This is a genomic window from Streptomyces sp. NPDC037083, from assembly GCF_055606485.1.
In genome coordinates this window covers 14,455-27,813 of sequence record NZ_JBVJSQ010000013.1, presented here as the reverse complement: position 1 = coordinate 27,813, position 13,359 = coordinate 14,455, and the positions used below count along the sequence as shown (strand labels likewise).

The 13,359-nt window shown below is 69.8% G+C and carries 11 protein-coding genes; 3 read left to right on the top strand and 8 right to left on the bottom strand.

The window, feature by feature from the left end; genetic code table 11:
* Positions 1–29 precede the first annotated feature (29 nt).
* The 3 genes from ACZ7DE_RS30070 to ACZ7DE_RS30060 all read right to left on the bottom strand — a co-directional run bounded on the left by ACZ7DE_RS30070 (position 30) and on the right by ACZ7DE_RS30060 (position 3,812).
* Entirely contained in the window at positions 30–200 is a 171-nt protein-coding gene (locus tag ACZ7DE_RS30070) for a hydrophobic protein (protein WP_470766621.1), read from the bottom strand.
* 1,038 nt (positions 201–1,238) lie between these two features.
* Positions 1,239–3,005, bottom strand: coding sequence for a cellulase family glycosylhydrolase (locus tag ACZ7DE_RS30065; protein ID WP_470766619.1), 1,767 nt, complete (start codon positions 3,003–3,005; stop codon positions 1,239–1,241).
* Between the two features lie 492 nt (positions 3,006–3,497).
* A complete protein-coding gene (locus tag ACZ7DE_RS30060) occupies positions 3,498–3,812 on the bottom strand; it encodes a hypothetical protein (protein ID WP_470766617.1) in 315 nt (104 codons plus the stop codon).
* Positions 3,813–4,235: 423 nt separating this feature from the next.
* Between ACZ7DE_RS30060 and ACZ7DE_RS30055 the strand changes: the two genes are divergently transcribed.
* Positions 4,236–5,042, top strand: a complete 807-nt coding sequence (locus ACZ7DE_RS30055) for an MEDS domain-containing protein (protein WP_470766615.1) — start codon at positions 4,236–4,238, stop codon at positions 5,040–5,042.
* The gene (locus ACZ7DE_RS30050; RefSeq protein WP_470766612.1) at positions 5,039–6,001 is read left to right on the top strand and encodes an anti-sigma factor RsbA family regulatory protein; all 963 of its coding nucleotides are present in this window, start codon (positions 5,039–5,041) and stop codon (positions 5,999–6,001) included. Before ACZ7DE_RS30055 ends, ACZ7DE_RS30050 begins: the two co-directional genes overlap by 4 nt.
* A 206-nt stretch (positions 6,002–6,207) precedes the next feature.
* On the opposite strand, the gene ACZ7DE_RS30045 is transcribed toward ACZ7DE_RS30050, so the two are convergent.
* The 3 genes from ACZ7DE_RS30045 to ACZ7DE_RS30035 all read right to left on the bottom strand — a co-directional run bounded on the left by ACZ7DE_RS30045 (position 6,208) and on the right by ACZ7DE_RS30035 (position 8,411).
* Entirely contained in the window at positions 6,208–7,128 is a 921-nt protein-coding gene (locus tag ACZ7DE_RS30045; protein ID WP_470766610.1) for a GNAT family N-acetyltransferase, read from the bottom strand.
* 65 nt (positions 7,129–7,193) lie between these two features.
* Complete coding sequence (locus ACZ7DE_RS30040; protein WP_470766608.1) at positions 7,194–7,688, bottom strand: lamin tail domain-containing protein; 495 nt, start codon at positions 7,686–7,688, stop codon at positions 7,194–7,196.
* 186 nt (positions 7,689–7,874) lie between these two features.
* Positions 7,875–8,411: a hypothetical protein gene (locus tag ACZ7DE_RS30035; protein WP_470766606.1), complete on the bottom strand. Its 537-nt coding sequence runs from the start codon at positions 8,409–8,411 to the stop codon at positions 7,875–7,877.
* Positions 8,412–8,674: 263 nt separating this feature from the next.
* Between ACZ7DE_RS30035 and ACZ7DE_RS30030 the strand changes: the two genes are divergently transcribed.
* Positions 8,675–9,376, top strand: coding sequence for a hypothetical protein (locus ACZ7DE_RS30030; protein ID WP_470766604.1), 702 nt, complete (start codon positions 8,675–8,677; stop codon positions 9,374–9,376).
* Positions 9,377–9,465: 89 nt separating this feature from the next.
* Here the strand turns inward: ACZ7DE_RS30030 and ACZ7DE_RS30025 are convergent, their stop codons facing one another.
* Positions 9,466–10,890: a family 43 glycosylhydrolase gene (locus tag ACZ7DE_RS30025; protein ID WP_470767082.1), complete on the bottom strand. Its 1,425-nt coding sequence runs from the start codon at positions 10,888–10,890 to the stop codon at positions 9,466–9,468.
* Between the two features lie 465 nt (positions 10,891–11,355).
* Positions 11,356–13,335 carry an APC family permease gene (locus ACZ7DE_RS30020; RefSeq protein ID WP_470767079.1) on the bottom strand — a complete coding sequence of 660 codons (1,980 nt, stop codon included), beginning with the start codon at positions 13,333–13,335 and terminating at the stop codon, positions 11,356–11,358.
* Positions 13,336–13,359: the final 24 nt, after the last annotated feature.

Below are 13,359 nucleotides of genomic sequence, written 5' to 3'. Positions count from 1 at the left end.
GGCCCACGGACGGTCTGGTGCCGGACGGGCTACCAGCGATACCAGCGGCCCTTGCGGCCGCCGGTGTCGGCGCTGCGCATGACGAAGCCGAGCAGCCAGACGGCCAGCACGATGACGGCGATCCACCACAGTGCCTTGAGCGCGAAGCCCGCGCCGAAGAGAACCAGGGCCAGCAGCAGAACGAGAAGCAGGGGAATCATGGTTATCAACCTCCGACGCTCCTCGTGCCCGGCGAATGGAGGAACATACGGCCGATTCACCTGGTTTCTTCACCGCCCGCACGGGAACTGGTCCCTGTTTCTCCACCGCCGTTTCACTTTTTCGCTCTCCGGCGAAGTGCGGCAGCAGGGCGCGCCCGGAGGTTCGGTGACATCGGGAACCGGCTCGCGACCACTCGCCGAGTCCGGGCTGCCACGGCCCGGAGGCCACACGACGAGAGTCGGGCGGTACGAGGGGTACGAGGGGTACGAGGGGACGAGCGGTGAGAGCGGTCTTCCGCCTGCGTCGCCGGCGATGGATGATCCAGGCATGACCCAGCAGCGCACCGATGAGGCGACGCCGGCCGACGCGGCCAACGTGTACATGGCGGCACTGTGTGAGCGGCTGGCGGCGGACGGATGCGAGATGACCGCCGGCACCTGGAGGGACCGGCCCGTGGTGGTCGCCGGCCGATCGGACCGCAGGGCACGGTGGTTCGGTACCAAGGTGGAGTTGTTCGTCCTTGCCGCCGCGGCCCCCGAGGTCGACGACGTTGCGATGGCCGAGTTCACCGGATGGGCCATGGACCGCGTGAAGGGCCTTCGCGGCGGTCTGCCCGGCGCCCGCAACGCGGTCATGGTTCTGCCCGCCCTGGTCGGCGGCAGCGTTCAGCAGTCGGCGAGTGCGTGGGCTGCCGCGGACGCCCGGATTCTCGGAACGTCCGTGATAGGCCGACCCGTTGCGGTGGAGGCGTCGGCCTCGGGGGTGTCCCGGGCCACGATGTACCGCGGCGGGGTCGCGTGGGGCGGGATGTTCACGCGGCACGTCCTGGAAAGGCGTCCCTGTACTTTCCCTAGGGGCCACGGTCCCGACCGGACCCGTCTTCCCGGTCCCGACCCGCACCCGTCTCCCCGGTCGCGGCCGGCAGCCGGCCGCGACCGGGTGCGGGAGTGCGGGCCCGGACCGCTGGTGAGCCTTGGGCGGGTCGGGCGAGGAACCCTTCGGTCAGGATCTCGCGCATGCCCCGGGACGCCGCCCTCTCAGGAGACCGTGCCCGTCACCGAGCCTCCCGACTTGGTCACGTAGTACGTCACGGTGGTGCCGCTCCAGAAGTGGAAGGTGAGGCTCACCCGGGCGCCGTCGCGGACCGCGTCGAAGAAGGCGGGGGTGAGAGTGAGGGCGTTGCCGTTGTAGTTCGGGGCGAAGGCCGACTCGAACTGCTGGTAGGAGGTCCAGTTCGTGGGGCCGGCGGCCGACCCGTCGGCGTACTTGGCCTCCATGGTCGCCAGAGTGTCGCCCCGGAACTGCGTCGGTATGGAGAAGGCGTTGGCCGTGCCCGTCGTGTTCGACAGCACCGGCGGGTCGTACCTGGTCACGTCGATCTGCCAGGGGACGCCCGAGGAGAACCGGGCCTGGAGCGTGGCGTTCACACCGTAGCCGCCGCTGCCGGTCAGGCGGGTGAGGGCGGTTGCCGTCAGGGTGAGCCCGCTGCCCGACAGCGTGTAGTCCCGGCCCGCGACGAGCGGGGTGTTGCCCTGCCAAAGCCCTTGGAACGAGGTGCCGTTCAGGTTCAGAGTGAGCGTCTTGGCCGTGATCGCACCGGACTTGGGCACGTAGACGTGGTCCGAGGAGGCGGTTCCCGAGCGAGTGGTCCAACTCGACTTGATCTGGGCGGACAGGGCGGCGTAGCGCCACTGCAGCGTGTTGCGGTTGAGGAAGGAGCCGGCGTCCCACAGGGCGGTGGTGACCCCGTTGACCCGCGCCTGGTTGCCGAACGCCTCGAAGTACTTCAGGGCCTCGCCCCGCTGGACGACGTCGTTGGCCTTGGTGTAGTCGGGGTAGCTGAGCAGCCCGTACTCGCCGAGGTAGACGGGGACGCCCTTGGCGACGAAAATGTTGCGCATCCGGGCGAAGGCGTCGGTCATGTCCTTCAGGACGGTGTCGTCGAACCGGGTGTACCCGGCGATGTTCACACTGAACGGCCAGAAGCCGTAGAAGTGCACGGTGGCGACCAGGTTGGGGTCGTTCAACGAGCTCATCGTGGTCGCGAGCTCGTCCATGAGCCTCTGGTCCGGCGTGCAGCCCAGCGTGGGCATGACGAGGAGACGGGTCGCGTTCTGGCCGCCCTTCTGACGGACGATGCGGTGGAACGAGGTGTTCAGCTCGGCCAGCAGCTGGGTCTTCCGCGCGTCACTGGCGTTGTCGAAGACCGGCTCGTTGACGCTCTCGAAGAGCAGCCTGCGCGGTGAGTTGCGGAACTCGGTGGCGATCTGTTCCCACGTCGCGTTGAAGCGGGCCAGCACCCGGTCGTGGTCGTCGGCCATCTTGCCGATCCACTGCCAGGAGTCGTGATGGACGTTGAGCACGACGTACAGATCGGCGGCCAGGGCCCAGTCGACCACCTGCCGGATGCGGCTCATGTAGGCCGGGTCGACCGTGTAAGGAGCCGTCGCCGACTGCCGGTTGCTCCAGGTGACGGGGATCCGGACGCTGCGGAAGCCCTGTGCCCGGACGGTGTCGAACGTCGCCTTGGTGGTCAGGGGATTGCCCCAGGACGTTTCGTCGGGGATGGCGTCCAGGGTGTTGCCCAGGTTCCAACTCGGCTGCATGGCGGCCACGGTGGTGAGGGTGTTGTCGGCGACCGGAGCCGGGGCGGCGGCTGCGGCACCGTGCGCCGGGCCCCGGGGAGGGGCGGCGAAGGCTGCGCCGCCGAAGAGGCCGAGCGCGACGAGCAGAGCCAGCACCAGGCCCGTCCCTCGACTGAACCTGCGTCCGCGCTCGCGCGCGGGTGGTCGTGTCGTCCTCATGTCTCGTCCCTTTCGTCCGACCGATTCGGTGCTCCGCCGCCCACGACCGAAAGGCCCGCACGGTGTCGAGTCCGGGCAGGGGGCGGCGATCAGCCGTCCGCAGTCGGTGGCGCGCAGCGGATCTCGTGCACGGGCCAGTTCTGTCAGGGGTGCCTGGGGCCGAATGATCATCGCCGTCGGCTGCTCGCCGAGCCGTTGAAGCGCTTCGACTTCTGGGGAGAGTAGTGACGAGGCTTGCGGCGCAGCAAGGGCTTGAACACCACGAGATTGGTGCTGTGAAGGGGAGTTGGGGACGTCTGGCGAACGGAGAGGCGTCGTTGATGCGCTTCGAGTACGACCGGCCCGCTGCCGTAACGGCTCAGTGGGCTCGTGCCCCGCAACCCGGCCCTCCGGATCCATCGGGGGATTGCGGAGCCCCGGCCGTCCAGCGGCTGCCGGGGCTCCGGCCGCGACCCGAAGGTTCGTCGGCATCGGGTCGATTCGTGCGTGGAGTCACCTGGGGTGGTGCAGCCAGCGCTGGAGGGCGGCGTTGACGCTGCCGGACAGGGCGCTGAGCTGTTCGATGGCGTCGCGGTCCTCGGGGTGGGGCGGGATGCCGGCCGCGGTCAGGGCCGCGTGCAGTTCGATGCGCTGGTGGTCCCGTGGCTTGACGAGGAGGTCGAGGCGCTCGGCGGGGTTGGGCGGCGGCAGCGGGTAGTCCGTGTCGGCGGAGTCGGCCGGGGCCGGCCAGAGAATTTCGGCGGAATCGGCGGCGTACGGGTCGACGTAGGTGTAGCTGGAGGTGTACTCGGGGGCGGTGGTCGTCACGTTGATCTCCTCACCGGCGTCTTGGGTTCTGCCGGACAGGAGGCGTGCGGAGCCCGCCCCGGTTGCGGTCGCGGCCGTACATCACGCTGATGGCGTCATCGGCGGCTCATCGTTTGGTCGGAACAGCACAAGGCGCGGCTTCCTCGGTTCGGGTCGGGAGACGGCTCGGATGGCGATCTCGACAGTGCTGGTGGGGTGGCGGTGGCGCGTGTGGTGCGGACGGGCGTCGGCCCTGGCCGGCTGAGCCGGGCGCGGGGGCGGCATGCCCTCCAGGGTTCGTGCCGCGTTCAAGGGGCAGAGGGGTAACAGGCCGTCCCGCTGTGACCTGCCTGTCCGGTCGATCCTCCTTCGGCTGCACGATCGTCCGGCGGGCCCAGTAGTCTCTCTGTCCCGGGACGGGTACGTGGTCGGAAGGGAGATCAGGTGAGAGCGGCGCGGGCGCTGACTACGTTCGACGACGTCGGGCTCGGTGATCATGTCTGCTGGCACACGGACTCGGCCGCCACGGCCCCCGCAGACGTGCTCGCCTACGTGGCTGACGGTGCTCTGTACGGCGACAAGATCGTGGTGATCGGCTCCGCCGGAGCCGTCTCCGGCCTGCCCCGTCACGCGGTGCCGTCCGCCTCGGTGATCCTCGACTTCCCCCGCCTCGCCGACCCCGACTCCGTCCTGGCCGCGGTGCGCCGGGAAGCCCGTACCGCGGTGCGGGAGGGCTACCGCTCGGTGCGCGTACTCACCGAGCGGCTGCCGGCGGCGGCGCCCAGCGGGACCGAGGAACTGGTGGCCCAGGAGCTGAAGCTCGACGAGTTCGCCTCGGAGAGCAACGCCATCGTGGTCTGCGCCTTCAGGCCGTCGCAGTGGGACGGGCCTACGCTGGAACACGTGGCATGTGTGCACCCGCACGAGATGGGCATACGCGCTGAGCGTCCGGCCTTTCGGATGTACAGCACGGGTGCCGACAGCTGGAGCGTTGACGGAGTGATCGACTCGGAGTGCGCGGACGCCTTCAACACCGCGGTACGTGCAGCCATCCGGTGCTCACCCAGGGTGAAGCTGCGCTTCGACACCCTCGACATGATCGACGCCGCTGGAATGCACGCACTGGTCCAGGCCGCCCGTGATCTGCCGGGTCGCCGCATCGTCGTGGAAGGTGCCAACGAGACCGTGCGTCTGTGCTGGGAGCTCGCGGGCTACGCCACCGACGGCATGCCGGTGGTGATGGCGGCATGACCGCGATCTCGCCCTCGAACCCGTCCGGCCGGGCCGAGCCCTCGTTCCGCCACGAGCTCTATCCCTACCGCGGCGAATCGCAGTTCCTGTCCGGGACGCTGGGCTACATCCAAGAGGCGCTCGAAGGCGGCGAAGCCGTGGTCGTGGCCGTCCCCTCGGACAAGGCGTCCCTCCTGCGCGACGAGCTCGCCGACGAGCTCGCCGTCACCTTCGTCGACACCACGACCCTCGGACCCAACCCCGGCCGGCTCCTCGGCGCCTGGGTGGCCTGGATGAAGGAGCAGGGTGAGGGCGACCGGCCGGTACGCGGCATCGGGGAGACGGCCTGGCGCGAGGCCCGCAGCGCCGCGCACCTTTCCGAACTGCGGTATCACGAGTGGCTGTTGAACCGGGCGTTCGCCAGCAGCTCGGCCTGGTCGATGCTGTGCCCCTACGACGCCGCCGACGAGGACCAGGGTGCCCTGCAGTCCTTGTCGCGCTGCCACCCGTTGATCCGCCAGGACGGCCGCCACGTCCGCAACGAGGGCTACCTCGCCGCCGAGGAGTATCCCTTCGAGGCCATGAGCGCCCCGTGCGATCCGTTCCAGGAGCTGAGCTACACGCATGGTGACCTGGCGGCGATCCGCGCGAAGGTCTCCCAGTGCGCGTCGGACGCGGGCGTCCCGGACGACGGGCTGCGCAAGCTGGCCGTCGCCGTCACGGAGATCGCCACGAACAGCGTCCGGCACGGCGGAGGCCGCGGGACCCTGCGCACCTGGACCCAGGACGCGACGTTCGTGTGCGAGTTCCGCGACGGCGGCTACATCTCCGACGTGATGGCCGGTCGCACCCGCCCCACCGCCGACCAGATCGGCGGCCGCGGCCTCTGGCTCGTCCACCAGCTCTGCGACCTGGTCGAGATCCGCTCCACCCGAGACCAGGGCACCACCGTCCGCCTCCACGTCGACGTCCCCAAGTGAGTCCGCCGGGGCGAACGGGAGGGTCGCGGGGGGCCGGGGGTCCGGGGGAGCGGGGACGGCTCTTCCCGGTGGCGATCGCTGGGCCGGTCACGGCACGGTGATCGCTCTCTTGAGCGGCTAGCCATGGTGGAACCGGGGATCCGGTGAACCACGCGCCCGTTCTCGGCCTGCCCACCGAACCTCCCGGCCAGGTCTGCGGAGCGGTTCTATACGCCCGGGCCGAGGTCCTTGCGGAAGACCGTGGAGCTGTGCCGGACCGTCATGCCGACCCGTAGATAGAGATCGAGTGCGCCGGTGTCCGAGTGGGTCCAGAGGGTGCAGGAGGACATGCCCGTGCGGTGGAAGGCGCGGAAGGTGTGCCGCAGCAGGAGCCGGGCGATGCCGCGGCTGCGGTGGTCGCGGCGTACGGCGACCTCTTCGACGTAGCCCTCCTGCGTACCCGGCACGTCCAGAGCGAGGGCGGCGCCCACCAGATGGTCACCGGCGAACGCCAGGGCCGACCGCTGAGGGGAGAACGTCGGCCGCTGCACGGTGTGGGCGGCCCACTCCTCGTACGACTGCCGCCGCTCCTGCCACTCGTCGAACGCGTCCTGGACGAGGACGTGTGCGGCGGGCCCGTCGCCGGTGCGGAAGGGCCGCACAGTGATGCCCGCCGGGGGCTCGGGCACCGCGGGCTCGGCCGACATGGCGAACTCCAGCAGCCAGGCAGTCACCAGCGGCTCGTACCCGTGCGTGCGCAGCAGCGCCACGGCGCCGGTGTCCGCGTCCGGCACGGTCTGCACGACGCGGGCGGTACCGGCCTGACGCGCCCGCGCCAGCGTCCAGCCGAGGAGCGCGGCGCCCAGACCCCGGCCCCGGTGCTCCGGATGCACGTCCACCTCGGAGCGCCGGTCCACCCAGGCGCGGGCGACGAGGCGATCGGCCGGGTCGAGAACGAGGACGGTGTCCGACTCCGGGTCCAGGCCCGGCCGTGCGAGATCGGCGGCCACGGCCCCGGCGTCGCTCCGGGCCCGCCCGTACACCTCCCGCTCGCAGTCCGTGACCAGCGCGTGAAGGGCCGGGACGTCGTCCGCGGTCGCGGGCCGGGAACGATAGCCGGGCGGCAGGGGCGGGACGAGGGAGGGCACCGGCGGAGGGTAGCCGTGCACCGGATTTCCTCACAAGGCCGCGCGCCGGATTTCTCCTCGCGGGTTCAGCCGTGGTAGTTGATGTAGCCGTTGCCGTCGGGGTCGTTGGCGCGCTTGGTGTAGGAGTGGACGTCCGCCTTGGCGCCGGTGGGCTTGAGCAGGTAGATGGTGTCCTTGTCGTTGTTCCAGATGAAGTTGCAGTTCTGGCGGTAGACGACGTTGCCGGCGTCGGAGTCGGTGCCGCGGCCGCCGCGCAGCTTCACATAGTCGCCCGGCTCCAGCTTGTGGCCGGCGGTGAAGGTGAACTTGTTGCCGGTGGCGTCCTTGACGACGTAACCCTTGAGGTTGACGGTCGCGGTGCGGGAGTAGTTCTTGATCGTCAGGTACTCGTCCTTGGTGTTGCCGCCCGAGCACCGGTTGGAGTCGCTGCCGGGCGCGTCGTATTGGACGCCCTTGAGCTTCAGCGCGGACGAGTACTCGGTGGCCTGGGCCGGGGCGGCGGTGATGACGGCGACCGTGCCTGCGACGGCAAGTGGGGCCAGGGCGTGGCGTATGCGCATGAGGAAATCCCCCCTCAGTGGTGCGAATGGAGCGTCAGGAGCATAGCGAAAAGTGATCAGCGAATGTGCTCTTTGTGTGAAGGTTGTGGATGTGGTGAGTAGCCGGGCGGGTCAGGAGTCGCTCCGTTCGAAGGGCGACATGCACGGAAGGTCCCGAGCCGCCGACGTCAGCGCCGCAGCCCGGGATCAAGGGGCGGCGTTGCCGACGACCTCCGCCAGCTCGTCGGCCGACTCGGACGTCAGGCGGTAGAACCCCTGGAGGCTGACGGATCGCTCGAGACGACCGTCCACCACGTACTTCAGGTTGCGCGTATGACCTCGGCGGTTCCGCCAGGCGAGCCTCGACAGAAGATCGCCGGGAATCGGCACGTCGAAGCGCACGGGCGTCGCGTCCACGTGCACGGCCGCAGCTCCGCAGCCGCCGGCGCCGAGCATCGACCAGTCGCCGTGACCGGGGAACGACGACTCCTGCCATGTCGCGGCAGCGGCGCCGCAGCAGTCCCGTCGCTCCAAGTCGATCACCCGCATCCGGCTCACCACGAACACCTCGCATCGGTTGACGTGCAACGCGTACACCTCGTCTCCGGCACGGGCGCCCGACCAGGCGGGCAGCGAGGAATGGACGCCGCTGAAGGCGACGGGCGGCCGCTCGCCCACCCGCCCTGCCCTGCGCAGAGCGCGGCACGTGTCATGGGTCCACAAGACGGTGAAGGCATCAGTCATGCCGGTGATCCTAAGAACGAGCACTGACAGTCCTCCCGAGAGCGGCGCTCCACTGCTTCCAGGCTGCTCGGAACCGAAGCGCGGACGGCGGGCGATTCGCGACCGTGAGGGCCACAGGCCGTCATTCGGTTCCCTTCTGAGGGGAACCGGTTCGAGGCATGCCTCTGCGCGTCCGGGCGCGAGGGTGAGCGGTGTGACAAGTCCGGCAGATCCGGGCCCCGTTCATGGATTCCGCGCACCGGGACACAGGGAATACCCCGGGAATGTCATCACGCAGCCCTCGGGGGAACGGACGGGACCGCATCGTCATCGGGCCGCCGTTCGGCGACCTCTACTTCATGGCGGCGCAGGTCGCCGACGGGAGCATGTCGACACAGGCGGCGCTCACGCTGATCAGGGAGGGAACCTTCGCGCGGCCGTCACCGGACGCGCTGGGCGAGTGTCTGGTGTCGGCGTTCGCCGTGGTGCCCACACGTCCCGAGATCGCCTACCACTGCCGGACGAGGCGTTCGTCGGGGAAGCCGGGAGCGCGCGTCGCCCCGGGCCGCCCGGGCGTCGTGTGGGGGTCGGCCGGCCTGGTGCTCACGGGCCTCGGCACCGCGGTGCCGGTCGCCGGCACGGAGCACGGCCGACGGCTCCCGGTGGCCGTGGCTCTGGTCCTCGCGCATTCGTGGCGGCCTTCTTCCCCTCACCGGGGCAGGCCCAGGAGATCGTCCGCGAGCACCCGGCGCACCGCGCCGACGGGGCCCGGTGTTCGGCGAACGGTCATCGGCGACGCGAACTTCGCCTGCGCGACAGTGCGCACCGACGACCTTCTCGTCGCTCATGTACCCGTCTGGCGCCACGAGTTCGCCGGCGAGCACGCCCCACCGCTCACCTCGGGCACACGGCCGTTTCCCCTCGGCGCACCGCACGCGAGCGAACTGCCCTACCTGTTCGACCTCGGCGGCCCCCCGGCTACGTGACCGAGGCACAGCACCGGCCGGCCAACACCGTGATCGGCGGACGGATCCCGACGGCGCGCGCCCGCGGGGTCAGCCCGGCTCGGAACCGCTCACTGGGTGTAGAAGGTGGCGTCGGCCCGGTCCGTCGCGGTGCTGGGAGCCTGGACGTACAGCAGGTAGTCGTAATGGCGGACATAGCGGCCCGGGAAGCTGTACGACTCGTAGGACACTCCGGCGGAGTCCGCGAGGCCGGCCCGGGCGGTGAAGGAGGCGTCACCGGCGAACTGCGCCGTCCCGTCGTTCTTCTCCACCCACACCTCGGAGTTCTTCTGGTGGAGGAAGTAACCGGGGAAGTTGGCCGACTCCAGGGAGACGGTGCCGCTGCCGGCGAGACCGGTGACGACACGGAACTGGGAGTCGGCCAAGGGGGAGACGTTCGGCTCGATCCGGGCGCGGTACGCCCAGTGCCGGATGAACCGGTCGGGGAAGTTGTACGAGGAGAGCCGGATCGGGGTGAGCCCGTCGGCGACCGGGATGCCGAAGTCGGGCGTGCCGTCGGCCTTCCAGTAGATCTTCTGGACGCGGGTGCGGCGGTTGGGGTCGTTGAGGGGGTCGCCGCTGATGTCCTTGTAGCTGCGGTCGTGGTAGACGAGGATGTCGGACTTGCCGTCCTCGGAGACGGTGAACTGGTTGTGGCCGGGGCCGTATTGGCCGGTGACCGCGTTGGTGGCGAAGACCGGGCCGGCGGACTTGGCCCAGGACGAGGCGTTGAGCAGGTCGGAGGAGGCGGACGCGGTCAGCATGCCCAGGCAGTAGTTGGCGTCGGTGGCGCTGGCCGAGAAGGTCATGAAGACCTTGCCGTTGCGCTGGATGACGGCCGGCCCCTCGTTCACCGTCTGGCCGCCGGCGGTCTCCCACGAGGCGGTCGGGCGGCTGAGCATGACGGGGGTGCCGGTGATGGCCCACGGGCTGGACATCTGCGCCAGGTAGATGTTCGTGCCGGAGCCGACGGCCGGGTCGTTCTGCGCCCAGGCGAGGTAGCGGGTGCCGTTCACGGCGAAGGACGTGGCGTCCAGGGAGAAGGTGTCGAGCGGCAGCGCGATGCGCCCCTTCTCCGTCCAGGTGCCCGTGACCGGGTTCGCGGCGGTGCACTCCAGGACGTACGGCCGGATCTTCCACACGTTGTCGGCGTCACCGGCGGCGAAGTAGACGTACCACTTGCCGTCGATGAAGTGGATTTCCGGGGCCCAGATGTGGGCCCCCATCACACCGGTGGCGTGCTTGGTCCAGATGGTCGTCTCGGCGGCGGAGGAAAGCCCCTGGATCGTGGTGGAGCGGCGCAGCACAATGCGGTCGTACGCGGGCACCGTGGCGGTGAAGTAGTAGAAGCCGTCGGTGTGCTTCCAGATGTGCGGGTCGGCCCGCTGCTCGGCGATGGTGTTCGTGTACGTCACACCGGGTGACGCGGGGACGGCGGCGTGGGCGGCGCCGGCCGAGGCGCCGGTGACGGTGGCGGCGGCCGAACCGGCGATCATGCCGAGGACCGTTCGACGGGTGAGCGCAGGTCTCACGGACTACTCCCTCTGGGCTGAACCTGGATGGAACCGCGGGCGGAGAGTCACCAACAGCCCGTATTCCGTCGGTATTTCGAACGTAGTTCGTAATTTGGGCCAGACGTTAGGTGCTGTACATGGCCCAGTCAACGCTTCCGTCACACAGGCTTCAGACGACGGCACGAGGGCGTGGCCTTCCCCATTCCCGCGCAACGGAGAAGCGAGCCGACCGGGTGGGCTCCGCCGACGAACCGGCCGAGGCATCGGCTCAGCCGGACCTCAGCCCGGCCGAGGCCTCATCGGTGCCGGAACCGGCGTGCGCCACGCCTCCGGCACCGATGCCATGTCGGCCCGACCACATCACCGAGCAGCACAGCACCGACCGTCGCGCGCACCACCGTGCGCGCCACCGCACGGACGCCGACGGCGCGCACGCGGGGAGTGGGGTCAGCCGCCGACGTGGATGCCCGGACGGCGATCGGGGTCGGGTTCGTTGCTGCGGATGATCTCGCGGGTGACCGGAGCGGTGTCGCCGCGGCCCAGCAGGAAGTAGCGGAACATGTGCAGGAGAGGGCTGCCTTCGGCCCAGGCGAAGTAGCAGTGCGGCTGCACGCCGGTGGCGTTGCGCAGGGCGAGCAGGATCGCGGCGATGGCGTTCGGCGCGGCCGGGGCCTCGGCGCGCAGGATCCGGTAACCGTCGACCTCGACGCCGCGAACGGCCAATGTTTCGCTGAAGTCTGACGGGTCGACCACGTCGATTTCCAGGAACATCACGTCGGCCGGTCCGGGCACCGGATTGCTGCCGCGCTGCTCACGTTCCTTGGCGGAGTACTCGGCATGGTCACCGGCCTCCCGCCTGTTGGCGATGATGTTGATCGCGTTGTCGTGGGCGAGGGTGTCGGTGATGAACCGGCGGGCGGCCTGGTCGAAGACGATGCGGTCCGCGCGCAGTTCGGTGGTGCGCGAGACCCGGGAGATCAGCGACACGGCGATGATCCCGGCGATGAACATGCCGGAGATCGTGATGCCGTCCGGCTTGTCGAGAATGTTGGCCACCAAGGCATAGAAAAGGACCGCCGTGAGCAGTGCGAAGCCCGTTGCGGCGGCGCGCCGTCGGTGGCGTGCGACGGAGACGGTGACGGCGAAGGAGCCGGAGACCATCATGGCCAGGATGCCGGTGGCGTACGCGCCGGCCTGAGCGTCGACGTCGGCGTCGAAGGCGAAGGTGATGAGAACACAGAGGACGGTGTAGACACTCACGACGGGGCGTACCGCGCGCCCCCACTCCGGGGCCATGCCGTAGTCGGGCAGGTACCGCGGGACGATGTTGACCAGTCCGGCCATCGCGGAGGCGCCCGCGAACCACAGGATCAGGATGGTGCTGATGTCGTAGGCGGTGCCGAACGCCTCCCCGACCTTCTCGTGGGCAAGCCAGGCCAGGGCCCGCCCGTTGGCCGCGCCCCCGGGCTCGAACTCCTTGTGCGGGATGAGGACGGTGGTGACGAAGCTGGCGGACAACAGGTAGACGCTCATGATGAGCGCGGCGGTGGTGAGGAGCTTGCGGGTGTTGCGGATCCGCGAACGCAGCTGCTGCTCGGGATCGGCGCCCTTGGCGGACACGAGGGGCATCATGCTCACCCCGGTCTCGAAGCCCGACAAGCCCAGCACCAGCAGGGGAAACGCCACGAGCGCCGGCCCTGCCAGGTCGACGACGCCTCCGCCGTCGGCGAGGGCCTGCGTCCACGCCGACCACGCTTCCGGCGTGGTGAAGACGTCCGCCATTCCCACGGCGATGACCACCGCGTTGAGCACGAGGAACACCGCGACCAGGGGGATGGCCACGCTGACCGCTTCACTGAACCCGAGCAGGAACACCCCTCCGAGCAGCAGCAACAACGTCACCGTGATGGCGACCTCATGACCGTGCAGAGCATGGGGCAGGTAGGGGTTCTCCATCATGTGGACCGAGGCGTCAGCCGCGGACAGGGTGATCGTGATGATCCACGACGTGGCCACGAAGCCGAGCAGGACCAGCACGAACAGCTTGCCCCACCAGAACGGCAGGAGGTCCTCCAGCATCGCCACCGACCCGGCCCCGTGCGGGCTCTCGCGAGCCACCCGGCGGTACATCGGCAACATCCCCACCAGGGTCAACGCGACGATCAGCAAGGTCGCCAGCGGCGACACCGCCCCCGCCGCGAGCGCCGCGATCGCCGGCACGTAGGCCAGGCTGGAGAAGTAGTCCACCCCCGTCAGGCACATCACCTTCCACCAGGCATGCGACTCGGAATGCCCCTGGCCTGCCGTCGGCCCGACCGGCTGCACCCGGTGGCGCAGCAGCCACCGCGCCAGGCTGCCGGTCGGCTGGGTCCGAAGAGCGGGACTGTCCACCTCTTCCGGCACGGCCAGTTCGTTCGCGTCCTTCATGTCCCCCATCAGCCTTCCTTTTCG

What these genes read in the sequence shown, in the direction of transcription:
- ACZ7DE_RS30070 (WP_470766621.1), bottom strand. Translation starts at nt 200, where the DNA reads ATGATTCCCCTGCTTCTCGTTCTGCTGCTGGCCCTGGTTCTCTTCGGC.
- ACZ7DE_RS30030 (WP_470766604.1), top strand. Translation starts at nt 8,675, where the DNA reads ATGTCATCACGCAGCCCTCGGGGGAACGGACGGGACCGCATCGTCATC.
- ACZ7DE_RS30035 (WP_470766606.1), bottom strand. Translation starts at nt 8,411, where the DNA reads ATGACTGATGCCTTCACCGTCTTGTGGACCCATGACACGTGCCGCGCT.
- ACZ7DE_RS30065 (WP_470766619.1), bottom strand. Translation starts at nt 3,005, where the DNA reads ATGAGGACGACACGACCACCCGCGCGCGAGCGCGGACGCAGGTTCAGT.
- ACZ7DE_RS30020 (WP_470767079.1), bottom strand. Translation starts at nt 13,335, where the DNA reads ATGAAGGACGCGAACGAACTGGCCGTGCCGGAAGAGGTGGACAGTCCC.
- ACZ7DE_RS30025 (WP_470767082.1), bottom strand. Translation starts at nt 10,890, where the DNA reads ATGATCGCCGGTTCGGCCGCCGCCACCGTCACCGGCGCCTCGGCCGGC.
- ACZ7DE_RS30040 (WP_470766608.1), bottom strand. Translation starts at nt 7,688, where the DNA reads ATGCGCATACGCCACGCCCTGGCCCCACTTGCCGTCGCAGGCACGGTC.
- ACZ7DE_RS30050 (WP_470766612.1), top strand. Translation starts at nt 5,039, where the DNA reads ATGACCGCGATCTCGCCCTCGAACCCGTCCGGCCGGGCCGAGCCCTCG.